This is a genomic window from Polynucleobacter sp. Fuers-14, assembly GCF_018882045.1.
Lineage (GTDB): Bacteria > Pseudomonadota > Gammaproteobacteria > Burkholderiales > Burkholderiaceae > Polynucleobacter.
Genome location: NZ_JACVPG010000026.1, coordinates 26,118 through 48,551 on the forward strand (window position 1 = coordinate 26,118; position 22,434 = coordinate 48,551).

Here is a 22,434-nt window from a genome sequence, read left to right on the forward strand (position 1 = left end):
TGCTTTCAGCCTTTACTCATAATTTTGCTTTACAGCGGCCGCCTCATCGGCTGGCCAAGGTCTAAAACCGACGCCTTTAGCAATGCCAGTTTTGCCACTTTTAACCAAATTTGTCACACAACATGGGAGTTTGAGAATATTGGAGAGTGAATGTATCAATTTGCAGCAAATCTAACTTACAAGATACCTGTTCGGATAACAACAACTCGGCTCATTTTCGTCATGTACATTTGTAATGAAGTGGATTAATTATTCTTTATTCAGGCACCTGTCGGCAAATTAAATTCTCGATACAATCAATTTTTGATTAAGGAGTTTAGATGCCGATTATTGAATCCATCCAAGTTGCCTCAGTAGCAGTACCTTTGGATAAAGTCACTTCATTTTCCACTCGCACTGTTTCTGAGCGCCACTATTGCCTAGTAAAAGTTCGTGGCAAGGATGGTAATGAGGGTATAGGCTTTTGTTATGTCGGCAGTGCCGGCGGAGATATTGCCAAACTTGCTGTTGAGCAATTACTGTCCCCCAAACTCATTGGTCAAAATAGTCACCGCAGTGAAGGTCTCTGGATGGAGATGTATAACGAATCCATCCTCCAAGGTCGTGCAGGTGCTGTAATGCGTGGCATCTCGATTTTGGATACGGCTTTGTGGGATTTAAATGCACGCTCAGTTGGCTTACCTTTGCATCAATACTTGGGTTCTGTGGTTGATGATCGGGTGCCAGCTTATGCTAGCGGTGGTTACTATCTTGAAGGTAAAACGCCTGCCAAATTAGGCAAAGAAATGGAGTCTTACGTAAAACAGGGCTTTAAGGCAGTCAAGATGAAGGTGGGGCGTTTATCGCCATCGGAAGAAGAGGCGCGCGTGAAAGCGGCTCGTAAAGCAGTGGGCGATGATGTATTGCTCACACTTGATGCAAATAATGCCTGGCGCGATCTACCCACCGCTCTTGAGTATGTACGTCGCTTTGAACCATACAACCCGTATTGGATTGAAGAACCTTTTTCTCCAGATGCGATTGATTTACATGCTGCCTTGGCGCGCCAAACCAAAATCAACGTTGCTACCGGTGAGATGGAAGCGGGACGCTGGCGTTTTAGAGAATTGATTGATGCCGGTGGTGCTGCCATCCTGCAATCTGATGCGGCTGTCTGCGGTGGCATTACCGAGTGGAGAAGAATTTCTGCGTACGCTGATTTGAAGGGCGTCATAGTTTGTCCGCACTGGATGCATGATTTACATGCACCATTGGTGGCAGCCACGCCTAATGCACGTTTTGTCGAATTCTTCTTAGATGATCAGGTGCTGAACTTCCGTAGATTGATCAATAAGCAGCTGACATTTAAGAATGGGGACTTGATTTTGCATAAAACCCCTGGTTTAGGTTTCGAGTTCGATGAATCTGCTGTCAAGAAATATGCAGGTAAAGCCGCTTGGACCAAGATCTCTTAAGATAAGTAATTGCTAGAAACAATAAGGCCTGCTCAAGCGGGCCTTATTGTTTTGAGGATGAGATCCGCCCACCTATCAGGTGTACCTTAAAAAGATCTGGGATTGAGTTTGAAATGGGTAATTGTTTGAGTCACTAGCACCAAACCAAATCCAACAAAGCCAACTAAGTCCGCCTCTGTGGAGGGGTAGGCAAGAGCAACCCCAGAGAACACCATAATGACGCGTTCAAAGATCTTGGTTTTCTCAATGAACCAACCTTGTAGTCCACCGGCTAGGCAGATGATTCCAACAACGGCCGTGAAACAGACCCAAGCAATTTGCATCCAGTCTGCTTGCTCAAGAGCGCTAGTTGATCCCATCAACAACAAGCTGACGCCTGACTTATCTAACACAAACATAAATGGAACTAGAATGGCCGGAGCAACATATTTCCAAGTTTGCAAAGTAGTCTTATAGGGATTACCTTTACAAATCGCTGCCGCAGCAAATGGCGAGAGTGCAGTCGGTGGCGACACTTCAGAAAGTACAGCGTAATAGAAGATAAACATGTGAGCTGCAAAATCAGGCACGCCTAAATTAATCAAAGCAGGCGCTGCAATTACCGCACAAATAATGTAAGAAGCAGTTACTGGAACAGCAAGGCCAACCACCCAAACTACAAGGGCGGTAAAGATGGTTGTTAGCAAGAGCGAGCCACCTGCGTACTGAATAACAATCGAGCTAAATTTTAGGCCAAGACCGGTTAAGGTAACGGTACCCACAATGAGGCCGGCACCAGCACAGGTGGCGGCGATAGCTAAGACACCAGTTGAACCAGTTGCAAGCGCCTTGGTCAGGTTGGAGTTGTATAGGCCAGAGAGAATCGGTTCTTTACCTTTAAACCATGCCCAAGGAATAATGGCAGTATCTTCACGCAACATGCTGGATAAGGCCGAAACTACTGTCGCCCAGAATACGGACATGACAGGGGAGAAGCCCATCAGCATAAACACCACAATCGAGATGAGGGAGAAGAAGTGAAACCAATATTTCTTAGTGAGCTGCCAAGCTGTTTCGGAAGACTCAAAGTGAATATTTTTCATGCCATATTTGCGTACATCAATTTCGACCATCACGAATAAGCCAAGATAGAAAAGGATGGTTGGGATGGTTGCCATCAGCAATACGTCTAAATACGAAATCTTCAGAAAATCTGCAATTAGGAATGCAGCTGCGCCCAGTACAGGAGGCGAGATAATGGCACCAAGACCACCTGCTGCCAAAAGGCCGCCGGCAGCATTTTTCTCGTAACCCACTTTGTCCAGCATGGGTGCTGCAACTGAGCCCACGGTAACTGTTGTTGCTACACCGGATCCTGATGGTCCGCCGAGCAAGAAGGAGGACATTACGATGGTTCTGCCAACCCCAGAAGATTTTCCACCCATTGCCGCGAATGAGAAATCAATAAAGAACTTTCCTGCGCCAGTAAATTGCAAGAAAGCGCCGAAGATGGTGAAAAGAATGATGAGGGTTGCAGAAACATCAACAGCAGTGCCATAGATGCCTTCTAGAGTCATATACATATAGCCTACCAAACGATCAAGATCGTAACCCTTGTGAGTCCAAGGTGCTGGTAAGTAGTTGCCAAATAATGCATAGAGCAGAAACAGGACCGTTACCGTCACCAAGATCATGCCATTGGTTCTGCGCACACTTTCTAAGATTAGGAGAATTAATGCAATGCCCACCATGACATCGGTAGAGTTAGGCGCAGTATTGCGGTCCATAAAATCATCGCCACCACTCAGAATGTAATAGGCAATTCCAACGGATACAAGCGCAAAAACGATATCCCAGGGCATTAAGCGATTTTTGAAGCGATCAGCTATTGGAAAGCTGAGGAATACTAAAAATAAAACTAGAGCAACGTGTATGACGCGCAACTCTTGCGTTGGCACAATCGAATACGCGGCATATAAGTGAAAGAGCGACATGCCTACCGCTACAAGGGTAATGAATTTGGCTAGCAGGCCTTTGTAATCATTTGAATCGCCTTCCTCTTGCTTAATAAAGGCGTCTAATTTTTCTTGGGTTTCGTTGTCAATAACGTTTTGATTCATGTCTCAACCTCTATATTTATTTTTATGTACTACTTTATTTTTTCACTACCGTAAAGCGAAAGGGGTGAGATTCACTCACCCCCGATACAAACATTAACTTAATTGAGTTTGACGTTCTTTTCTTTAAAATACTTAAGTGCGCCTGGATGAAAATCAACTGGGGTTGATTTTGTTTTTTGGTTTTCTAGGCTGACGCTCATAAATTCTTGATGAGTGCGCACCAATTCCAATTTGTTATCAAAGATCGCCTTAACAATCTTATAGGCCTGATCGTCAGGCATATTGGCATTGACCACCAAGATATTGGCGACTGCTGCGACTTTATTGTCTTTAGCCATGCCGCTATAAGTAGCCTTTGGAATGGTGGTTACAAAGTAAAGGTTGCCATATTTTTTATTCATGGCAGCCACCTCTTCGCCGGTGTCGACCATCACAATCTTGGTTCCTGGCGTATTAGCTAAATCAGTTACTGCTGCTGTTGGTAATCCACCCACCCAGAAGAATGCATCAATTTTGCGGTCTTTAATGGCATTAACGGATTCGGCAACGCTTAATCGCTCACGCTTAACATCTTTATCCTTATCAAGACCAGCGGCTTCTAATAAACGAAAGGCCATCACTTCTGTTGCGCTACCAGGAGCGCCAGTACTAATGCGCTTGCCCTTGAGGTCTTTCATAGATTTGATGCCAGTGGAATCAACGGTTACTACGTGCATCAGGTTTGGATACAGAACTACCAGAGTACGTAAGTCCACTTTTTTGCCAACAAACTTACCTTCACCAATCTGAGCATCTTTAGCGGCATCAGCCATCGAGAAACCAACGTATGGCTTGCCTGTACCGATGAGGTTTAAGTTATCTACCGAGCCCCCGGTCACTTCTGCAGTAGCAGACATTCCAGGCACCTTGCTCGAGAGAACAGAGGCAAGGCCACCGCCCATTGGGTAGTACACGCCACCCGTACCGCCAGTGGCGATAGAGATGTTTTGAGCGCTAACACTCGCACAAAGAAAGCTAAGCGATAAGGCAATGACTTTGAGTAGTTTCATTGTTGTCTCCTAATTATTTTTATTTTTTGTAAATTACAAACCTGGCATGCTGAAGTTAATTGCTTTGAGCTCGCTGAGCAGTTGCGCTTGTTGCTCAGCACTTAACTGCATCAATGGTGGACGCACTCTGAGCCACTCAGAATCCTTGGTGTAGTGGGCTACAGCAGTCTTCATACCTGCAATCATTTGGTACTTAGCAAAAATTCCACGCACTTGATCCAAGTTTGCTTGAAGAGCATCAGCATTTGATTCTCTCCAGTGTGCCGCTAAATCGGCAATCGCTTTTGGATTGACGTTGGCAGTAGCGGAGATGCAGCCAACACCGCCAGCGCGCAAGGCACGCATCAGGAATACTTCGCTACCTGCATAGACGCGGAAGCCTGAAGGCGCTAATAATTTAATGACCGATTCTGTGTAAGACCAATCGCCAGAGCTGTCTTTCATGCCCACAACAGTCTTTGGATACTCTTTTGCTAGGCGCTCAAGCAAAGAGAGACTTAAGTTCACCTTCGTAACCGGTGGAATGTTGTAGATATAAATCTGCAAAGCTGCGCTACCTACTTTTTGAATCACCTCAGAAAAATAAGCGAATAGACCATCATCAGTAACATCTTTGTAGTAGAAGGGCGGTAACATTAATACCCCCGCGCACTTATGGTTGACTGCGTGACGAGTCATATTCACAGTGGCATCAATCGATGTTGCTCCGGTACCTGGCATTAAGTGCTCGGGCTTTAATCCGCCTTCGACTAATGCTGTTAAGGTGCTCATCTTCTGCGGGGCAGACATTGAGTTTGCTTCTGAATTCGTGCCAAAGATAGCCTGCCCAACACCATTAGCTTCTAGCCATTGGCATTGTTTTAATAACTTAGGAGCATCTGGACTGCCGTCCGCCTTAAATGGGGTGATGACAGGGGATAACACCGCTGGCAAGGTGGAAGGGTGCAGAGAAATCGTCATGCTGGCTCCGTTTTTAGTTATTTACTTCAGATGGAAGTGTTTGTTGGTTAAAGAAGGCTTCTAAATTATCTACGGCTAAGTTGGTCATGGCTATCCGTGTTTCCGAGGTAGCGCTCCCAATGTGCGGTGTTAACAATACATTATCAAGTGTTAAAAATTCATGACTTGGGGTAGGTTCGTTCTCAAAAACATCCAAGGCCGCACCAGCAATCCTTTTATGTTGCAGTGCATATAAAAGCGCCCCCTCATCGACCACACTTCCGCGGGCAATATTGATTAAATATCCAGATGGACCCAAGGCTTCTAAAACCCTGGCATTAATCATATTGTCTGTGTCGGGGGTTGCTGGGCAAGCTAAAAATAAGATGTCGCAGGCCTTGGCTAATTCTTGAGCATCTGGATAGTAGGCGTAGGGCAAAGATTTTTTATTGGGCCCTGAATACGCTATCTCCACTTTGAATGGCTCTAATCGTTTAGCCAGGTCTTGCCCAATACGACCCATGCCAGCGATACCCACTCGTTTACCAGCCAAGGTGGTGGTGAGCCTAAAGGGCGCTTTTGACCAAGCAGTGCTTTTGACATATTCCTGAGCCTCGGGCAGTTGGCGCAGTAGGGCTAGCATCATGCCAATGGCCAGTTCGCATACGGCATCGTTTAAGACGCCAGGGGTGTTGCTTGCTTTAATCCCTTGTTCTTTGAGATAAGCCAAAGGAAGGTTGTCGTAACCAACCCCACAAGTGGCAACCATACGAATACTGGGAATCTGTTTAACTAGGGCCTCGGGCAGCTTGATATTGGAGCGAATCAAAATCGCCTGAAAGTTTCCGGCAGGAGTAGGCGCTTGAGGATCGGGATGATGAAAAGGGGTAAAGCGCCGATCTATTTCTGCCTGCATAATTTCAGGGAAATGGCCGACCTGTAGCACCGAATTGACGGGGATCATGTCTCACTAACTTTTTTATTGAAATAATGACCCCATTGTAAGAGGATTTTTCAGAAAAGTCCTTCCCCTTTTAGGAGAGTATTCATGTTATTTACCCCAGCTGAAACCAAGGTAGTTATTGTCGGTGGCGGCACTATGGGTGCAGACGTTGCAGCCGTTTGTGCACGCGGTGGCTGTGCGGTCCAGGTGGTTGAGCCAACCACAGAGCGGCGAGCCCTTCTGCCGGATTACTTTGCAAATACCATGGCAGATCTCGGTTATGAGCATCGTATTCATTTACTGTCTGTTGCAGGTTCGCTCGAAGAGGTTGATTGGTCTGATATTGATTTAGTAATTGAGTGCGTGCCTGAGCGTTTAGATATCAAGCGAGAGCTATTTACTAAGTTGGAAAAATATGCAAAGCCTGAGGCGGTATTGGCAAGCAATAGTACGAGCTTCCCAATTAGTGAAATTGCCAACGGCCTAAAAACAGCTGCCCGCATGATTGGCTTACATTTCTTTATGCCTGCCCATTTAGTGCCTTGTGTAGAGGTGGTATATGGGGCAAAGACTTCGCCAATGGTGGGTGAAAGCCTCTCACGTTTAATGACAGCGTGTGGCATGGTGCCTGTTACTGTGAAAAAAGATCTTCCAGGATTTTTGGCTAATCGTTTGCAGCATGCTTTATCGCGTGAGGCTTTTTCAATGGTTGATGAAGGCATCTGTACACCAGAAGATATTGATAAAGCCGTTCGTTTTGGCTTTGGTTTTCGCTACATCGCGGCAGGCCCAGCTATGCAGCGAGATCATGCTGGCCTTGAGGTACACGGTGCTGGAGGCGCAACCATCTATCCAACCTTAAACAATTCACCAACGATAGCGAAGTGCTTGAGTGATCGCATCGCTAGCGGCAAGTTTGGTATGAAAACTGGCGAAGGTTTCTTCACTTGGACGGCTGAAACGATTAAGGCTGAACGTGAGCGCTATCAAAAAGCATTACGTGCTGGCCTAAAAATTATTCAGAAAGATCTTCCTGAAATTAAATAGCAACTAGTTGTTTAGTTGCTCACTAAGAAATATCTTTCAGATGAAGTTTGCCTAGGTGTGGGGCGAGTCGATAAGTAATCAGAACAATAGCAATCGTCGCGACCCCACCAAATACGATGGATGGCACTAAACCGATCATGCTGGCAGCAATGCCAGACTCAAGCGCACCTAACTCATTGGATGAGCCAATGAAGATGCCATTAATGGCGCTAATTCTGCCGCGCATATGATCTGGTGTGGTGAGCTGCATGATGCTGCCTCGAATCACTACTGATATCGAGTCAAAGCATCCAGAAATAAAGAGAAAGAATGCGCAGAACCACAAATTACTGGAGATGCCAAAGGCAATAATCGCCGCACCAAATCCCGCCACTGACATCAGAAGATATTTTCCTGAGTCATTTAGCACGGGACGCCGAGCGAGGTAGATTCCAGTAAGTACAGCCCCAGCTGCCGGGGCTGCACGCAGTATTCCTAGAGTTTCTGGGCCCGCATTGAGCACCTCCTTCACAAAGGCTGGAAGAATAGAGACTGCACCACCGAAGAGAACGGCAAACATATCGAGCGCCATGATGCTCAAAATGAGTTCATGTTTTCTGACGTAATGAAACCCTTCCAAAAAGCTCTTTAGAAAGTGCTTAGATAAGTTGCTCGATTTTTCTTGCACAGCAGTAATGAAGGTAATTCCGTATAAACCAACTGCTCCACAAAAGGCGGCGAGCAGATACGTCCATTCAAGACCAGCAAAGCCAATCATGAGTCCGCCTAATCCTGGGCCCGCCACTACGCAAATCTGAAACGCTGAAGATGCATACGCTGTGTAACGAGGCAATTGATCTCTCGGAATGATTTGTCCGAAAAGCGCTTGATAAGAAGGTCTTAATAAAGCGCGCCCAATGCCAATAAATGCTACTGCGGTGTAGATCAATGGTATCGGTGGGCTAAGCCATCCCAATGCGATGACTGTTAAAAATAATCCAACCGCAATATGAATGAGGCAGGCGATTGCAGCAATCCACTTGCGGGAGTGGTGATCGACTGCATGACCCGAATATAGAGCTAGCGCAAAGTAGGGAACGAGCTCTGCAAGACCTATCAGCCCGAGTGAAACTACGCTATTAGTGATTTCATAAAGATGCCAACCTACCGCTACCATCGTAATTTGGTAGCTTAGGGTTGCGCCAACGCGATACAGCAGTAGGGTTCTAAAAGCTTTGCCGGGATTCATGAATCCCTCCATTTTAGAGGAGAAGAGGATTATCCTTATAGGATGAAGAAAATCATTCGAGTGTGGGATCTACCAATCCGCTTATTTCATTGGTTGCTAGTGGTTTGTATAGTCGGTAGCTTTGTGACCATCAATTTGGGTGATGAATTCATTCAATGGCATGCTTATTTCGGTTACAGCATTTTGACCTTGTTGATCTTTAGGATTGTCTGGGGTTTTGTTGGATCTACCCATGCGCGCTTCGCCTCTTTCTTGCCAACTAAAAAAGCGATTTTTGATTACTTAAGTGGAAGTTCACCCCGCGTTCTTGGACACACCCCCATTGGAGCAATTTCTGTATTTGCACTCATTTTTGTTTTATGCATTCAAGTACTGACTGGCTTATTTGTTGATGATGAGGTCTCCTTTCAAGGGCCACTAGCAAAATATGTGTCTGGTTCGATATCTTCATTTTTATCGGAGATTCACGAAGGTAATCAAGTGGTGATTTACACCCTGATTGCAATTCATATCGCAGCAATTTGGTATTACAAGAAATTCAAAGGTGAGAATCTGATTAAGCCAATGATTAGTGGCGATAAAGAAATCGACCCAAGCGAAGAGGCTAAATACCTGCCTGTTGACTTGGATCGTGACTCCAAGGATGGAGTGTTGCAGCGCGGTTTCGCTTTGATACTTTTAAGCGTGATCGCGGTAGCGGTCGGTTACTTAATTACGAAATAACGATCAATAAAAATCGCTTATTTCTTTTTGAAATCGTCGTGGCAGCCTTTGCAGGTTGCACCCGCCGCGCCAAAAGATTTTTTAATACTTTCTAAGTCACCAGACTGAGCGGTTTTATTGAGATCAAGAACAGCTAATTGCATTTTGTCTGCGGCAGCTTTGAACTTGGCGTTGTCTGACCACACCTCAGGTTTTGCCTTACCGCCTTCAGTGCCAGGACCAAAAGCTTGCCAAGGCAAAGTAGACATCATTGCTACGATCTCTGAATTTTTGCTCACATCGTCTTTGTTATAAGGTGCCGCACCTTTAACAACAGCACCAATTCTTCCGAAATGAGTGCCAATCACTGTCATGACGCTTTGACGATATTCAATTGCTTTTTCTGCAGTTTGAAATTGAGCAAAGGCAGCGCCGGCGCCAATGGCTAAAACGGTTGCGGTACCTGCTAAAACAAATTTCTGTAGTTTCATGATTGCTCTCCCTTGATCAATTGGACTGCTTATTTTGAGCATATCCCAGAATAGTAGTTTTTACCCGCTTAAAAAATCATTCTGAGGGGGGTCATGAGAAGATTGATGATGCCCAGGAAAAAGCTGCTGAGGGGCTCCATCCACAGAGTGCCAATAATTCCAGTAAAGACGAGGCCAAGCACAATAAAAAATCCCCAGGGCTCTAATCTACCGAGGGCGATGGATTGGCGTGCGGGCAAAAGGCCAGCCAAAATTCTTCCGCCATCGAGGGGTGGTAGTGGAAACAGATTAAATACCAGTAAACCGATATTCCACATTACCCCTGCTTTTGCCATAGAAGTCAGGAAGGGCTCATCAATTCCGAAGCCCTGCACTAGGACCCAAAAGACCGCCCAAATGATTGCCTGTACAAAATTCGATCCCGGTCCCGCTAAGGCTACCCAAATCGAGTCAATTCTGGGGTTTCTGAGTCGCCCAAAATTGACTGGTACCGGCTTGGCATACCCCACCAAAAAAGGAGACCCCGTCAGAATTAAGACGAGTGGAATCAATATGGTACCCACAGGGTCTATATGTTTTGCGGGATTGAGGCTCACCCGTCCCAGCATGTAGGCGGTGTTATCGCCAAACCTGCGAGCTGCGTAGCCATGGGCTGCCTCATGGATGGTGATGGCAAAAATCAGGGGAATCGCATTAATTGCGACAGCTTGGATAGAATAGTCAGTAATCATGGCAATATGATATCCATAGGAGCTCAAAGTGACTGACGAAAAGAAACCCGATTCAAAAACCCCGGCAAAAGCGCTAGCAGCGAAGCCGCCAGCACGTCCACCCGTCCCCAAAGGACCCTCTGGCCCAGCCGGAAGGCCTCAGGCAGGCTTTGGTGGGGGAAAAGGCATGATGCGCAAGGCTGGTCGCGGTCGATAGTGGATAATTACCCTATTCAATAATGTGTTTATAGAGGATTTAGCATGAACGAATGGCATAACGAATCTAAAGAAGAGATCAACAAAAAGATCATTACATTGGTCGTGATGTTGGCCGCTGCTACTAGCTTGGCTATTTTGTTTGCATTGGTTGCGGCTCATACAGGTTACGTATTCGGTTAATCAGTATTAATGACTAGCCATCGCCAACCTGCAATATTTGCTGGCCATGGCAGTCCAATGTATGCCATAGAGCCCAACCGCTATACAGCGGCATGGTCAGCTCTTGGAAAATCATTAAATCGTCCTGACGCTATTTTGATGATCTCAGCACATTGGGTAACCCGCGGAGTTTGGGTTACTGCAATGACTAAACCAAAAACGATTCATGATTTCGGGGGCTTTCCACAAGCACTGTTTGATGTTCAATATCCGGCGCCAGGCAGCCCTGCATTAGCTGATCGCGTGCAAGAATTATTGAGCGTCCCTGTCGTGCTTGAGGAGAATGAATGGGGTATTGATCATGGCGCTTGGTCGGTTCTGAAATACATGTATCCCAATGCGGATGTGCCTGTGGTGCAGCTGAGTCTCGATGGTGCGATGTCAGCACGTGAACACTATGAGCTTGCTAAGCAATTACGCCCCTTGCGCGATGAAAATATTTTGATTTTATCTAGTGGTAATGTGGTGCATAACTTGCGCACCATCCATTGGCAAGAGGGTGCTGAGCCTTACCCATGGGCAAAAGAGTTCAATGATTTTTTTGCTTCAGAAATTCGCGCCAATCATCATGAGGCATTGGTTGACTGGGGGCGTTTTGGTGATGCAGCGCACCTCTCTATTCCGACCGCAGAACACTATTGGCCAGCCTTGTATACCTTGGCCTTGCAGGAGGCAGGAGAGCAGGCCAAAATCTATACAGATGGAATTGAGATGAGTTCAATTGGTATGCTGGGTTTTTCAATTCAATAACAAGAGCAGATTATGTGGCTTCCTATCTTTGCAATCTTTTTTGGAGCAGGCTTCGGCGCTTTATTAAGAGCTGGCTTTAATTACGCCACCGTAGGGATGGCTTCTTCACTGCCATTGGGTACTTTTATATCGAATATGGTTGGTGGATATTTGATTGGTATTGCAGTTGCTTTCTTTGGCAACAATCCAAGTCTTTCTCCAGAGTGGAAACTCTTAGTGGTTACCGGCTTCTTGGGGGGTCTAACCACCTTCTCAAGCTTTTCTGCTGAAGTAGTTGGCTTTATGCAACGTGGCGAATTTACTTGGGCTTTGGGTACGGCACTACTCAATCTCGTTGGGTCACTTGTGCTGACCTTCTTGGGCATCTTGACCTACCAGGCTTTCAAATAAAATTCGGGGCACTAAGCCCCCAATGCCATTCAATATAGAATTTGTCACTCTGGCTTGATATTGGCTATTTTTACAACGGCACTCCATTTGGCACTCTCAGCTTTAATCAGGCTAGCAAATTCAGCTGGACTCCCTCCACCAATCTCATTCCCTTGAGAGAGCATGAGTTCGCGTAGTTGAGGGTCTTTGAGCGTCTCATTTGCAGCAGCATTCAATTTATCAATAATGGCCTTAGGTGTTCCCTTGGGCGCGATGAGTCCTTGCCAGTTGAGAACTTCAACCTTGGGGTAGCCTGCCTCAGCAAAAGTAGGCACGTTCGGTAGAAGTGGAGAGCGTTTCTTGCTAGTAATCGCAATGGGGCGTAACTTATCGGCTTTGATGCTGGGCATCGCTGAATACATTTGATCAAACATCATGGTGACGTTCCCGGCCATTAGATCGGTTAAGCCAGCAGATCCACTCTTATACGGGACGTGAATCATATCGATGCTGGCGCTTTGTTTAAAGAGCTCACCGGATAGTTGATGGCTTCCTCCAATGCCGCCTGATGAGAAAGTAAGAGTACCCGGCTTAGCTTTGGCGACCGCAACAATTTCTTGAACAGTTTTGTATGGGGAGCTTGGATTGACCACCAGTACTAGAGGCCCCTTTTCAATCAAAATGATAGGAGTGAGATCTATTTCTGGGTCGTAGCGCAAATTGCCAAAGAGTGTTTTATTAACAGCCATGGGCGCGAAGTTGCCCATGCCAATGGTGTAGCCATCCGGAGCAGCTCTAGAAATGAATTCTGTACCAATGTTGCCGCCAGCCCCCGGTTTGTTATCGACGATGATGGGTTGCTTGAGAATGACACTCATTTTTTGGGCAATCTGACGACTACGTGAGTCTGCGCCACCACCGGCACCATAAGGGACGATGAAATTGATGGGTTTGCTAGGGTAGTTGTTTTGCGCAAAAGATATGCTGCAGAAAACAGAAAGAAAGATTAATAGGCAGAAGTTCGAGTATTGAATCAGCCGCATATTAATTCCTAAAATGTTTAAATAAATCCTAGAAAGCCTAAGGCTCCACCTATGACTATTAGATAGAGTGGGTGCCAGCGTGTGAATAATGTAAAGCCGATAGTTGCAAGGGTTAAGGCAAAGGCTGCAGCGCCATGGTTAATTTGAATGGCAATTTGCCATGCAGAAGAAAGAACCAGTCCAATAGCTAGCGCTGCCGCTGCGTACTGAATAGATTTTTTCTTGATGGGATCTTGAATGCCCATAATAAAGCGCTGCAAAAAATAAATCAGGATAGATGAGGGCCATGCAATTGCCAGCGTGGCAATGAATGCGCCTAGTACGCCATAAATATGCCAACCCAATAGAGTGACAGTCATAAAGTTAGGGCCTGGTGCTGCTTGCGCTATGGCAAAGTAATCTGAAAAAGTTTGCAGATCAATCCAATGCTCTTGATAGACAGCTAAGTTCAATAACTCTGGTAGCAAAGCGTTGACACCGCCAAACGCAACTAGCGAGAAGGCGGATAATTTCAGGAAGATGCTTAAAAGTATATTCATGAAATAAGCGCTTTCTTGCGCGCCAAGAACAGTGCTAGCGGTAAAACAGCGAGCACAACCCAACCCAGACCGAGATGAAAGTAGGTGACCGCACAGATAGTGATGACAACTACTAACAGCATCAAAGGAAAGCGAAACTCATCGCGCAGCATCTTGAAACCAGTTGAAGCGATGAGACCTACACCTACTGCAGAGATGCCTCGCAATAGTCCTTTCACTGTATCCAAATAGCTGTAGTGTTGATAGAGCGTGGCAAGTAATAGCACAATGGCAATGGGCCCTAGTGTCAGACCAAGGACCGCAGCAGCTGCTCCCCTTGCTCCCGCAAATCGAGAGCCAACGCAAACAGCGAGGTTAACAATATTGGGGCCTGGAACGATTTGGCAAATGCCAAGGATGGCACTAAATTCCTCAGACGTCAGAATTTTGTCCCGCTCCACTAGAGTTCGTCTGGCCCAAGGGAGTACACCACCAAAGCCTGACATGCCAATTTTGCTAAAACTGATAAATAGCTGTGACGGGGTTAGGTTATGCATCGAGGACGCCGTTTATTAATAAATTATTGAGGCTTAAAGGGGTGTGGTACTGGTTTATTTTCTAGCCATGCTTCTAGTGTTTCGGTAATGCCTTTTGAGAAGGTCGAAAAAATTGGTTCAGCAATAAAGCCTAAATGAGGCGTCACTAAAAGATTGGGAGTGTTGCGTAATGCATCATTTTCAGGAAGGGGCTCAACATCAAATACATCAACTGCTGCTTGCCCTGGTCTACCTGCGGCAAGAGCCTTTTGAAGGTCGGGCATATTGATGAGTGCGGCACGTGAAGTATTGATCAGAATCGAATCTGGGCGCATTAGCGCCAATTGATCGGCGCTAATCAATCCTTTAGTGCCAGGGCCTGCTACTAAGTGCATGGATACCACTTTGGAGGTTTTGAGTAACTCATCTAAGCTAACGGCTTTTGCATTTTCAGCGGCAGCGCGTTCTGAGGTCATGCGCGGGCTCCAGGCTACAACCTCCATACCAAAGGCAGCACCAACGCGCGCCACACGACTGCCAATAGCACCTAAGCCCATAATGCCCAGGCGTTCGCCAGAGAGCATTGGCAGGAGAGAAAATGCATCGCGCCAGCCACCAGAGGCAATCAGTTTATTTTCTTCTATCAGGCGCTTAGATGCGCCCAGAATCAAAGCCCAAGTAAGTTCGGCGGTAGTTTCTTTTGAAGGTCCTCCTGGTGTGCAGCCCATGGGGATATTTCTCGAAACTAGAGCTGAGGCTTCTAGGGTGCCATTGCGCTCGCCAGTAAACATTAAAAACTTGAGTTTTGGTAAGCGCGCGATCATTGCCTCGTTGAAGGGCGAGCGATCTCTTACGATAGCAATTGCATCAGCATCTTTGACTGCTTCATATAAGGCCTCATCTCGAAGCGGCTCATGGTGAATATTGAGCTTAGCCTGTTGATCTAATTTTTCCCAATTAGAAAAACGGCGCAACGCACGCTCATAGTCTCCGAGAATAACGATATTAGGTAATGAGGCCATGGATGAAAATCTTTCAGTTGAATATTAGTCTGGTGTGCAAAGGTTCAGGATTTGCTTGAGATCAGGCGCTTGTCCTAATTTCCAGAGTGCAGAAATTAACTGAATCGTTTTCTCTTTGCCAATTACTGGCTCTGCCAAGCTTGTAAATTTTTGCTCCAAGTTGGCATCGCTCATTGGATTTTCTACAGAGCCAATCGCATTCTTTACAAAGATATGCACTTCTTTACCATCCTTCAGGAAGGCTTTAACGTCCACAGATGCTTCGCTAATAGAGGTATCGGTAGTCGCGTTCACTTTAGCGCGCAAAGCTACGACATCAGGACGGTTAACGATGTCATCCGCATATTCACCTTCACCTGCTTGACCAAACATCAAGCCTACAGCGCAGCCGTGATACACGCTGAACTTGCCTTCTAGTCCATCTTTAGGTGTTTTCTTGCCAGTTAATTCGAGTACCAGTGGGTGAACACGCAACTCAATGCGTTCAACCTCTTCTGCCTTCACGCCTTGGGCGCGTAATTGGGCGCAAGCATCAATGGCTGGGTGAATTACAATTCCGCAAGCAAAAGGTTTATAGGTATTTAAGGAAATCTCAAAAGATTTTCCGAGGGCGCGATCAATTTCTGACCAGTCACACTTAGTAGAAACGGTTTGCATATAGCCACGACCCGCTTCAAGTGCTTTAGGACTTGCAGTAAAACCATGTTTTGCCAACAGTGCAGAAAGTTGACCTGCACGTGCTGCGCCACCCGGATGAAAGGGTTTGGTCATCGTGCCAAATTGCTCGCGCATACCAACCGGTTGTGAGGCTGCAATGCCTAAAGCCATAGTTGTTTTTTGCAGATCAAGACCCATTAAGCGTGAACATGCCGCAGCAGATCCCAGCATGCCAGTAGAGCCAGTGATGTGCCAGCCACGATGGTAGTGATCTGGATACATTGCGTTACCAACGCGGCAGGCAACATCAATGCCAATAACTAGAGAGTCAATCATTTGACGACCGTTGGCACCAATGTGTTCGCCTAAGGCTAGGATTGCAGATGCTACTGGACCCGCTGGATGAATCACGGTTTTGAGGTGAGTATCGTCAAAGTCAAAAGTATGTGAGCTGATGCCGTTAATCAATGCCGCTCCACCCATATCCACTTTATCTTTGCGGCCGAGGATGCTGGCTTGTGGCGCTGGTTGAAATTCACGAATAGCGGCTAATGATGATTCAACGCTCTCATGATTGGCTGCACCGATCGCACAACCAAGCCAGTTTAAGAATGTACGATGCGCTTCGTGCTCAACCTCTGGAGTCCATCCTTGACTTGGATGAGTATTAACAAACTCCGCCAAAATTTTGGTGACTGGTGGTGCATTGAGATCAGCTGCTGCAGCAATAGCGTGAGACATATAAATTTCCTATGAATAAGTGTGAGTATTTTTAAATAAGTGGATATTGAAAATTAATCGATTTCAATATTACGGTCTTTGGCAACCTTAGCCCAGCGTGCAATATCTTCTTTGATGTAATTGGTAAATTGAGGAGGTGTCATTGGCATTAAAGTCAAAGCCTCGCTCGTCATTTTTTCTGAGAAGTCTGGCAATGCTAGAACTTTGTTTAATTCAGTATTGAGCTTTGCAACAATCGCGGGTGGAAGATTTGCAGGACCTACCAAGCCATACCACTGTTGGCCATCAAAGCCGTTATAGCCAAGCTCTTTGAAGGTCGGAATATTAGGCGCTACTGGGCTGCGTTTGCCACCAGTAACGGCAAGCCCGCGAACCCTATTGGTGGTGATATAAGGTAATGCTGCAAATAGAGTGGGGAACATTGCCTGGGTCTGTCCAGCCAGTAGATCCGTGTAAGCAGGACCTACGCCACGATAGGGCACATGCACCATAAATATTCCAGCAGCTAGCTTCAATTGCTCCATGCCGAGATGTGTCAGTGTTCCGGGGCCAGCAGATCCATAGCTTAACTTGGCGGGATTCTTTTTTGCGTAATCCACAAACTCTTTGAAGCTCTTGATAGGCAGATCAGGATTAATGATGAGTACGTTAGGTGTTGCGCCAATCATGCCAATCGGTGTGAAGTCTTTAATGGCATCGTAGGGTAATTTACGGACAGCAGGGTTGGTGCCGTGTGTCCCTACATAAGCAATCATGAGTGTGTAGCCATCGGCTGGCGCTTTAGCAGTTGCTTGTGAAGCAATTGATCCGCCACCGCCACCCATATTTTCTACAACTACTGTTTGACCAATAGATCGAGAGAGTTTTTCCGCAACAGCTCGTGCAATATTATCTAATCCGCCACCAGCAGCTACTGGTGCAATCAGTTTGATAGGTTTGGTTGGGTAGGCTACTGCTGCACTTTGCGCCTGCGCATTGAAATGGAATGCCAATCCCAAAAAAGCAAAGAGAAGGGATGACAAAAAAATCGGCTTTTGCCGATTGATCGTATTAGACATGTCTCGAGTCCGAATTATTGTTATAAGTTGGTTTTGTACAGCCAAGTTATTTTACTATTGGTAGCGTTAGCCCTGCTCAGGCTTGGCTGGCTTTGATTTTCTTTCGAATGGAGTGCTCTACGGGGATGGAGTCTAGGTTTGGCTCCAGCGCCTCACGTTCATCAAAGACAAAGCAGCTGCCTTGGTAATGTGCGGAACCCACTTCCTCGAAATATTTCAAAATACCTCCCTCTAGCTGGTAACTGTGCTCCATGCCAATTTCCCGCATATATAAGCCAGATTTTTCACAGCGAATACCACCCGTACAAAAGCTGACCAGCGTCTTATCGGCTAAATCATCTTTATGTGCAGAAATTGCCGCTGGAAACTCGGTGAACTTTTCAATATTGAAATGCAATGCATTCTCAAAAGTGCCGTAGTCGACTTCAAAGGCGTTGCGAGTATCAACCATCACTACAGGGCGACCTATATCGTCAGTGCCGCGATCTAACCACTCCTGCAGTTTTTTGGGGCTAATGAAATTAGCGCGGCCTTCCTCAGGACGAATCGCTGGGTGATTCATGCGAATAATTTCATTTTTGAGTTTGATCAACATCTTCTTGAAGGGCTGATCCTCAGACCAACTCTCCTTTGCTTGAAGTGGGGCAAAACGGGGGTCGGTACGGAGCCAATCCATAAATCCACGTAGCTCATCTGTTTTACCGGCAAGGAACATATTGATGCCTTCACCAGTCAAAAGAATTGTTCCCTTCAGCTGGCGCGCAGTACATTCATCCAGCATTTTGGCGCGCAGCTCTGGCAAGCCATCTAGGCTGACAAATAAATAGGCGGCAATATTTAGAATCGACTTCATTTTTCTCTCACTGGGCTACAGCAGCATTATCGAGCAAATAGGCTGAGGGGGTGTTAATCTTGAGGTCTTATCTAGAGGAGACAAGTCCATGCAGGATTTAGTGAAAATGGCTAAAAAAGCCATTAAAAACAGCCTATTAGCCACTTTGATGGCCTTAGGAGTAAGCGGTGTTGCTCTGGCGCAAAATGCGGGTGTTGGCACATGGCCCACCCAAAAGCCAATTCGTTTGATTGCGGTCTTTCCGCCAGGTGGCTCAGTTGACCAGGTTGCTCGTATATTGGCACCTGCTTTGCAAGCAGAGTTGAAGCAAAACGTGATTGTGGAAAACGTTGGTGGCGCCTCTGGTGTAATTGGTACCTCCGCAATGACTCGGTCCGATCCGGATGGCTATACCTTTGCAGTAGTATTTGATACCCATGGTGTTAACCCTAGTCTCAAAGACAAACTTCCCTATGACACGATAAAAGATATTGCTCCCGTGATTTTGGTTGGCACATCACCGATGGTATTGGTTGCCAGCAAAAAATCTGGTATCACCAGTTTTAAGCAATTAGTGGATCTTTCCAAGACAGGCAAGCAATTTAGTTACGGCTCCATTGGAATTGGTAGCTTGGGTCACTTAGCAATGGCGCGTCTGGCAAAACAAGCGGGCTTTGATTGGAATCACATTCCTTATCGTGGTGGCGGTCCTTTAATGCAAGATGCTTTGGGCGGTCAAGTAGAGTTGGCTGTTGGCTCAGAATTTTTGGTGAAGCCTCATATCGATAACGGTGGAGTTATTCCGCTAGTGATTACAACTGCCAAGCGTTCACCATCCCTGCCTAATGTGCCGACGATTTCTGAGAGCGGCTTCCCAGGCTTTAGTGCGCCAGCTTGGTGGGCGGTATTGGCTCCTGGTAAGACATCTCCGGCAGTGATCGATGCAATGAACAGGGCATTAAATAAAGCCCTGAAGACGCCTGCTGTTGCTGAGAAGTTCAAAATGCAAGGCATTCAAATTGTTGGCGGCACCCCTGTTGCTGCACAAGACTTTATCGGCAAGCAAATGGGTATCTGGGGCAAGTTTGTGATTGAAAATAATATTAAAGAAACTGCTCAGTAAGAGTTGTTGATAAGCAGTATTGATAAAAGGTAAGCATGTCAGAACGTTTAATTCCGTATCAGCCAATGGATTTGGCAGAGCCAGCAGAGTTGGTTGCAGCTATTCGCAAAAGACGAGGCGGTCAGTTTATTAATTTAGATCGCATGCTCTTGCATAGCGTTCCAATTGCAGAGGGCTGGAATCACTTTATTGGTGAGATTCGAAATAACCTCTCTTTGGATCCAAAGTTGCGTGAGTTAGCCATGTGTGGTGTAGCAGTCTTGAATGGTGCTGAGTATGAATTCTTTCACCATGCGCCACCTTTTAAGAAAGCGGGTGGCACTGAGGAGCAGGTTCAAGGTTTGCGACTTATTGGGCAACCGAATTTTCCAAAAGATCTGTACTCCCCGGTGGAGAACGACGCTGCCGAACTCACTTTTCAGATGACACGCAATATCAAAGTGGATCCTGAATTAATGAAGCGCTTGCAAAAGGCTTTGGGAAGCACGGATACCGTGGAATTAGTCACGGTAATCGCCGCTTACAACATGGTTTCTCGATTCTTGATAGCCCTCGACGTCAATCCTGAAGATCATCCTCCGGCTTAAAGTTAAAACTTAGCCAAAGCCAAGTCAAAGCATTCATCAATATGATCCGCAACATCCAAACCATTATTCCTGGCATTGCCACTTCTGATGGTGCGGGTGTGAAATTGCGTCGTAGTCTGGGCGGTCAAAATCAAGTCAGATTAGATCCTTTCTTAATGCTCGATGAGTTTTCCTCTAATGATCCAAATGATTATGTAGCGGGCTTTCCGGCACATCCCCATCGGGGTTTTGAGACGGTGACCTATATGCTGGAAGGCCACATGTTGCATGAGGATCATTTGGGAAATCAAGGGCACCTGAAAACTGGTGGCGTGCAATGGATGACCGCAGGGCGCGGCATTATTCATTCTGAGATGCCACAGCAAGTGAGCGGTGCCATGCGCGGCTTTCAGTTGTGGATTAATTTACCTGCAAAAGAGAAGATGAAGCCGGCTAGCTATAAAGATATCCAGGTTGAAGATATTCCGAAGATTGCTTTGGCAAATGGGGGCTCAGTCAAGATCATTGCGGGCGCATACGATTATGTCGGTAAAGCAGTTCAAGGCCCGATTCAGGGGATTACCACTGCACCTCTATTTTTAGATGTGCATTTACCACCTAATGGTGAGTTCGAACACCGTATTCCAAAAGAGCTAAATGCTTTCGTTTATGTTTACGAGGGCGCCCTAGAAATAGGTGGGCCAATGATGCCTGCCCCAAAGCAGGCAGCCATCGTTCTTGGGGATGGTGATCGCTTAAAGGCGAGGTCTGGAGTGCTAGGGGCACAGTTCATCGTGCTAGCAGCATTGCCGCTACATGAGCCCATCGTTCAGTACGGCCCTTTTGTGATGAATACTCGCGCTGAAATTGAACAAGCCATCGATGATTATCAAAACAATCGGTTTGTGGTTGCCTAGGTGACTCAATCAACAACCCTTCAATGGGAGGATGCTGGACAAACTCATAGTGCTCAATGGCATTCTGAAAATGGCATTGCCCCCCATAAAAAAATTCAGATTGCGGATGACACGCTGACCGCTGATATTGCTTATCGCTTGGCTTGTGAAGGTACTGCGATGCTCTATAAGGGTGACTTTCAGAATGCGCGGCAACTCTTACAGGCTTTGGTAAGAAGGGTAGATAAGCCCTCCAAGAAGTCTACTAGAGCTGACAGAGTTTCCAAAGAGAAAATCAAAAGTCCCTTGGATGCATTTAATCTACATCGTCTCACCCAATCTCAGCGCGCACGTATTTTGGGCATGGTTCTCATCCACTTGAATGCTGACCATACGATACCTTTGAGACGCGCCCCAGATGTAGCGCAGGCCTGCCTTGAGGCCTATGGAACGCAAGAAACTTCCTATGTAATTTCTTTGCGTGAGTTGCTTGGCGTGATTAGCGCTCATGAGTGGCGCAAGACAGGTGTTCAAGTTCTAACTAGGGATGATGAAGAGGTTCGCATTCATCCGCACTACGGTGTTTTCTCTCCTGTGCGTAGTGAATATATTGACTTGATTCTGAAAGCTCCGTTACCAGAAGCAATAAAACAAGGCTCTATAGCTTTTGATATTGGGACGGGCACCGGAGTGTTGGCCGTTATTTTGGCCCTACGAGATGTTCAGAAAATTATTGCGACCGATCTAAGTGATCGAGCGATTGCTTGTGCGAAAGAAAATATTCATCTCTTAGGTTTGAATTCTGAAATTCAAATTCACAAAGCCAATCTTTTCCCTCAAGGAAAAGCTGCACTCATTGTTTGTAATCCACCCTGGCTTCCAGCCAGACCAAGCTCTTCGCTAGAGCATGCTGTATATGACCCTGAGAGTCAGATGCTGAAGGGTTTCTTGAGTGGATTAAAGGATCATCTACTACCAAATGGTGAGGGTTGGCTCATTCTTTCTGACTTAGCAGAGCACTTAGGATTGAGAACGAGAGAAGAGCTTTTAATTTGGATTGAGCATGCAGGCTTGAAAGTGATTGCGCATTTAGATACCAAACCAACACATCCAAAAGCATTTGATAAAGCTGATGCATTGCATGCGGCGAGATCTAAAGAAGTCACTTCACTCTGGCGATTAACCCAAAAGTAGTACCACATTAAATAGCCCTACAAGCCCCG

At 46.2% G+C, this 22,434-nt stretch carries 25 protein-coding genes; 11 read left to right on the forward strand and 14 right to left on the reverse strand.

The features are described 5' to 3' along the window. Positions 1-320 precede the first annotated feature (320 nt). On the forward strand, positions 321-1,454 hold the full coding sequence (locus ICN40_RS11345) for a mandelate racemase/muconate lactonizing enzyme family protein (RefSeq protein WP_216244055.1): 1,134 nt from the start codon (positions 321-323) through the stop codon (positions 1,452-1,454). A gap of 86 nt (positions 1,455-1,540) precedes the next feature. Here the strand turns inward: ICN40_RS11345 and ICN40_RS11350 are convergent, their stop codons facing one another. From ICN40_RS11350 to ICN40_RS11365, 4 genes are all read right to left on the reverse strand, one after another. Beyond that, a complete protein-coding gene (locus ICN40_RS11350; protein ID WP_216244057.1) occupies positions 1,541-3,553 on the reverse strand; it encodes a TRAP transporter fused permease subunit in 2,013 nt (670 codons plus the stop codon). A 98-nt stretch (positions 3,554-3,651) separates the two neighbouring features. Then, a complete protein-coding gene (locus ICN40_RS11355; protein WP_216244059.1) occupies positions 3,652-4,602 on the reverse strand; it encodes a TAXI family TRAP transporter solute-binding subunit in 951 nt (316 codons plus the stop codon). Between the two features lie 33 nt (positions 4,603-4,635). Next, a complete protein-coding gene (locus ICN40_RS11360) occupies positions 4,636-5,562 on the reverse strand; it encodes a dihydrodipicolinate synthase family protein (RefSeq protein ID WP_216244062.1) in 927 nt (308 codons plus the stop codon). 13 nt (positions 5,563-5,575) lie between these two features. Further along, positions 5,576-6,505: a 2-hydroxyacid dehydrogenase gene (locus ICN40_RS11365; RefSeq protein WP_216244064.1), complete on the reverse strand. Its 930-nt coding sequence runs from the start codon at positions 6,503-6,505 to the stop codon at positions 5,576-5,578. 84 nt (positions 6,506-6,589) lie between these two features. Between ICN40_RS11365 and ICN40_RS11370 the strand changes: the two genes are divergently transcribed. Further along, entirely contained in the window at positions 6,590-7,531 is a 942-nt protein-coding gene (locus ICN40_RS11370) for a 3-hydroxyacyl-CoA dehydrogenase family protein (RefSeq protein ID WP_216244066.1), read from the forward strand. Between the two features lie 22 nt (positions 7,532-7,553). On the opposite strand, the gene ICN40_RS11375 is transcribed toward ICN40_RS11370, so the two are convergent. Further along, positions 7,554-8,759 carry an MFS transporter gene (locus tag ICN40_RS11375; RefSeq protein WP_216244068.1) on the reverse strand — a complete coding sequence of 402 codons (1,206 nt, stop codon included), beginning with the start codon at positions 8,757-8,759 and terminating at the stop codon, positions 7,554-7,556. Between the two features lie 42 nt (positions 8,760-8,801). Here ICN40_RS11375 and ICN40_RS11380 point away from each other — a divergent pair, with 42 nt between their 5' ends. After that, positions 8,802-9,482: a cytochrome b/b6 domain-containing protein gene (locus ICN40_RS11380; protein ID WP_216244070.1), complete on the forward strand. Its 681-nt coding sequence runs from the start codon at positions 8,802-8,804 to the stop codon at positions 9,480-9,482. Positions 9,483-9,499: 17 nt separating this feature from the next. Here the strand turns inward: ICN40_RS11380 and ICN40_RS11385 are convergent, their stop codons facing one another. Both ICN40_RS11385 and ICN40_RS11390 read right to left on the reverse strand, forming a co-directional pair. Then, the gene (locus ICN40_RS11385) at positions 9,500-9,952 is read right to left on the reverse strand and encodes a cytochrome c (RefSeq protein WP_216244072.1); all 453 of its coding nucleotides are present in this window, start codon (positions 9,950-9,952) and stop codon (positions 9,500-9,502) included. A 68-nt stretch (positions 9,953-10,020) separates the two neighbouring features. After that, the gene (locus tag ICN40_RS11390; RefSeq protein WP_216244075.1) at positions 10,021-10,683 is read right to left on the reverse strand and encodes a site-2 protease family protein; all 663 of its coding nucleotides are present in this window, start codon (positions 10,681-10,683) and stop codon (positions 10,021-10,023) included. A 28-nt stretch (positions 10,684-10,711) separates the two neighbouring features. On the opposite strand from ICN40_RS11390, the gene ICN40_RS11395 reads away from it, so the two are divergent. Genes ICN40_RS11395 through crcB form a run of 4 tightly spaced genes read left to right on the forward strand, consistent with a single transcriptional unit; the run spans position 10,712 to position 12,240 of the window. Beyond that, positions 10,712-10,879 (forward strand): hypothetical protein, encoded by a 168-nt coding sequence (locus ICN40_RS11395; protein WP_158009059.1) that lies wholly within the window; start codon positions 10,712-10,714, stop codon positions 10,877-10,879. Positions 10,880-10,923: 44 nt separating this feature from the next. Beyond that, on the forward strand, positions 10,924-11,061 hold the full coding sequence (locus tag ICN40_RS11400) for a hypothetical protein (RefSeq protein ID WP_169709848.1): 138 nt from the start codon (positions 10,924-10,926) through the stop codon (positions 11,059-11,061). A 9-nt stretch (positions 11,062-11,070) separates the two neighbouring features. Next, the gene (gene ygiD / locus ICN40_RS11405) at positions 11,071-11,850 is read left to right on the forward strand and encodes a 4,5-DOPA dioxygenase extradiol (RefSeq protein WP_216244078.1); all 780 of its coding nucleotides are present in this window, start codon (positions 11,071-11,073) and stop codon (positions 11,848-11,850) included. A 12-nt stretch (positions 11,851-11,862) separates the two neighbouring features. Next, positions 11,863-12,240: a fluoride efflux transporter CrcB gene (gene crcB / locus ICN40_RS11410; protein ID WP_216244079.1), complete on the forward strand. Its 378-nt coding sequence runs from the start codon at positions 11,863-11,865 to the stop codon at positions 12,238-12,240. Between the two features lie 44 nt (positions 12,241-12,284). Here the strand turns inward: crcB and ICN40_RS11415 are convergent, their stop codons facing one another. From ICN40_RS11415 to ICN40_RS11445, 7 genes are all read right to left on the reverse strand, one after another. Further along, the gene (locus ICN40_RS11415; RefSeq protein ID WP_216244081.1) at positions 12,285-13,262 is read right to left on the reverse strand and encodes a tripartite tricarboxylate transporter substrate binding protein; all 978 of its coding nucleotides are present in this window, start codon (positions 13,260-13,262) and stop codon (positions 12,285-12,287) included. Between the two features lie 17 nt (positions 13,263-13,279). Then, positions 13,280-13,801, reverse strand: a complete 522-nt coding sequence (locus tag ICN40_RS11420) for a chromate transporter (RefSeq protein ID WP_216244083.1) — start codon at positions 13,799-13,801, stop codon at positions 13,280-13,282. Beyond that, on the reverse strand, positions 13,798-14,337 hold the full coding sequence (locus tag ICN40_RS11425) for a chromate transporter (protein WP_216244085.1): 540 nt from the start codon (positions 14,335-14,337) through the stop codon (positions 13,798-13,800). The genes ICN40_RS11420 and ICN40_RS11425 overlap by 4 nt, the downstream gene beginning before the upstream one ends. 23 nt (positions 14,338-14,360) lie before the next feature. Further along, on the reverse strand, positions 14,361-15,338 hold the full coding sequence (locus ICN40_RS11430; RefSeq protein ID WP_216244087.1) for a D-2-hydroxyacid dehydrogenase family protein: 978 nt from the start codon (positions 15,336-15,338) through the stop codon (positions 14,361-14,363). 24 nt (positions 15,339-15,362) lie between these two features. Next, positions 15,363-16,736: an MmgE/PrpD family protein gene (locus tag ICN40_RS11435; protein ID WP_216244089.1), complete on the reverse strand. Its 1,374-nt coding sequence runs from the start codon at positions 16,734-16,736 to the stop codon at positions 15,363-15,365. A gap of 53 nt (positions 16,737-16,789) precedes the next feature. Continuing rightward, on the reverse strand, positions 16,790-17,794 hold the full coding sequence (locus ICN40_RS11440; RefSeq protein ID WP_255561330.1) for a tripartite tricarboxylate transporter substrate binding protein: 1,005 nt from the start codon (positions 17,792-17,794) through the stop codon (positions 16,790-16,792). Between the two features lie 76 nt (positions 17,795-17,870). Continuing rightward, complete coding sequence (locus tag ICN40_RS11445; protein ID WP_216244091.1) at positions 17,871-18,647, reverse strand: sulfurtransferase; 777 nt, start codon at positions 18,645-18,647, stop codon at positions 17,871-17,873. A gap of 88 nt (positions 18,648-18,735) precedes the next feature. Between ICN40_RS11445 and ICN40_RS11450 the strand changes: the two genes are divergently transcribed. The 4 genes from ICN40_RS11450 to ICN40_RS11465 are packed head-to-tail and all read left to right on the forward strand — an operon-like array spanning position 18,736 to position 22,405. Beyond that, complete coding sequence (locus ICN40_RS11450) at positions 18,736-19,749, forward strand: tripartite tricarboxylate transporter substrate binding protein (RefSeq protein ID WP_216244093.1); 1,014 nt, start codon at positions 18,736-18,738, stop codon at positions 19,747-19,749. A 35-nt stretch (positions 19,750-19,784) separates the two neighbouring features. Beyond that, entirely contained in the window at positions 19,785-20,336 is a 552-nt protein-coding gene (locus ICN40_RS11455) for a carboxymuconolactone decarboxylase family protein (protein WP_072583683.1), read from the forward strand. 41 nt (positions 20,337-20,377) lie between these two features. Further along, complete coding sequence (locus tag ICN40_RS11460; protein ID WP_216244095.1) at positions 20,378-21,232, forward strand: pirin family protein; 855 nt, start codon at positions 20,378-20,380, stop codon at positions 21,230-21,232. Continuing rightward, positions 21,233-22,405, forward strand: a complete 1,173-nt coding sequence (locus ICN40_RS11465) for a class I SAM-dependent methyltransferase (protein ID WP_216244097.1) — start codon at positions 21,233-21,235, stop codon at positions 22,403-22,405. Positions 22,406-22,434: the final 29 nt, after the last annotated feature.

Excerpts from the sequence above, each read along its gene's own strand:
- ICN40_RS11345 (WP_216244055.1), top strand. The coding sequence starts at position 321 with ATGCCGATTATTGAATCCATCCAAGTTGCCTCAGTAGCAGTACCTTTG.
- ICN40_RS11350 (WP_216244057.1), bottom strand. The coding sequence starts at position 3,553 with ATGAATCAAAACGTTATTGACAACGAAACCCAAGAAAAATTAGACGCC.
- ICN40_RS11355 (WP_216244059.1), bottom strand. The coding sequence starts at position 4,602 with ATGAAACTACTCAAAGTCATTGCCTTATCGCTTAGCTTTCTTTGTGCG.
- ICN40_RS11360 (WP_216244062.1), bottom strand. The coding sequence starts at position 5,562 with ATGACGATTTCTCTGCACCCTTCCACCTTGCCAGCGGTGTTATCCCCT.
- ICN40_RS11365 (WP_216244064.1), bottom strand. The coding sequence starts at position 6,505 with ATGATCCCCGTCAATTCGGTGCTACAGGTCGGCCATTTCCCTGAAATT.
- ICN40_RS11370 (WP_216244066.1), top strand. The coding sequence starts at position 6,590 with ATGTTATTTACCCCAGCTGAAACCAAGGTAGTTATTGTCGGTGGCGGC.
- ICN40_RS11375 (WP_216244068.1), bottom strand. The coding sequence starts at position 8,759 with ATGAATCCCGGCAAAGCTTTTAGAACCCTACTGCTGTATCGCGTTGGC.
- ICN40_RS11380 (WP_216244070.1), top strand. The coding sequence starts at position 8,802 with ATGAAGAAAATCATTCGAGTGTGGGATCTACCAATCCGCTTATTTCAT.
- ICN40_RS11385 (WP_216244072.1), bottom strand. The coding sequence starts at position 9,952 with ATGAAACTACAGAAATTTGTTTTAGCAGGTACCGCAACCGTTTTAGCC.
- ICN40_RS11390 (WP_216244075.1), bottom strand. The coding sequence starts at position 10,683 with ATGATTACTGACTATTCTATCCAAGCTGTCGCAATTAATGCGATTCCC.
- ICN40_RS11400 (WP_169709848.1), top strand. The coding sequence starts at position 10,924 with ATGAACGAATGGCATAACGAATCTAAAGAAGAGATCAACAAAAAGATC.
- ygiD (WP_216244078.1), top strand. The coding sequence starts at position 11,071 with ATGACTAGCCATCGCCAACCTGCAATATTTGCTGGCCATGGCAGTCCA.
- crcB (WP_216244079.1), top strand. The coding sequence starts at position 11,863 with ATGTGGCTTCCTATCTTTGCAATCTTTTTTGGAGCAGGCTTCGGCGCT.
- ICN40_RS11415 (WP_216244081.1), bottom strand. The coding sequence starts at position 13,262 with ATGCGGCTGATTCAATACTCGAACTTCTGCCTATTAATCTTTCTTTCT.
- ICN40_RS11420 (WP_216244083.1), bottom strand. The coding sequence starts at position 13,801 with ATGAATATACTTTTAAGCATCTTCCTGAAATTATCCGCCTTCTCGCTA.
- ICN40_RS11425 (WP_216244085.1), bottom strand. The coding sequence starts at position 14,337 with ATGCATAACCTAACCCCGTCACAGCTATTTATCAGTTTTAGCAAAATT.
- ICN40_RS11430 (WP_216244087.1), bottom strand. The coding sequence starts at position 15,338 with ATGGCCTCATTACCTAATATCGTTATTCTCGGAGACTATGAGCGTGCG.
- ICN40_RS11435 (WP_216244089.1), bottom strand. The coding sequence starts at position 16,736 with ATGTCTCACGCTATTGCTGCAGCAGCTGATCTCAATGCACCACCAGTC.
- ICN40_RS11440 (WP_255561330.1), bottom strand. The coding sequence starts at position 17,794 with ATGTCTAATACGATCAATCGGCAAAAGCCGATTTTTTTGTCATCCCTT.
- ICN40_RS11445 (WP_216244091.1), bottom strand. The coding sequence starts at position 18,647 with ATGAAGTCGATTCTAAATATTGCCGCCTATTTATTTGTCAGCCTAGAT.
- ICN40_RS11450 (WP_216244093.1), top strand. The coding sequence starts at position 18,736 with ATGCAGGATTTAGTGAAAATGGCTAAAAAAGCCATTAAAAACAGCCTA.
- ICN40_RS11455 (WP_072583683.1), top strand. The coding sequence starts at position 19,785 with ATGTCAGAACGTTTAATTCCGTATCAGCCAATGGATTTGGCAGAGCCA.
- ICN40_RS11460 (WP_216244095.1), top strand. The coding sequence starts at position 20,378 with ATGATCCGCAACATCCAAACCATTATTCCTGGCATTGCCACTTCTGAT.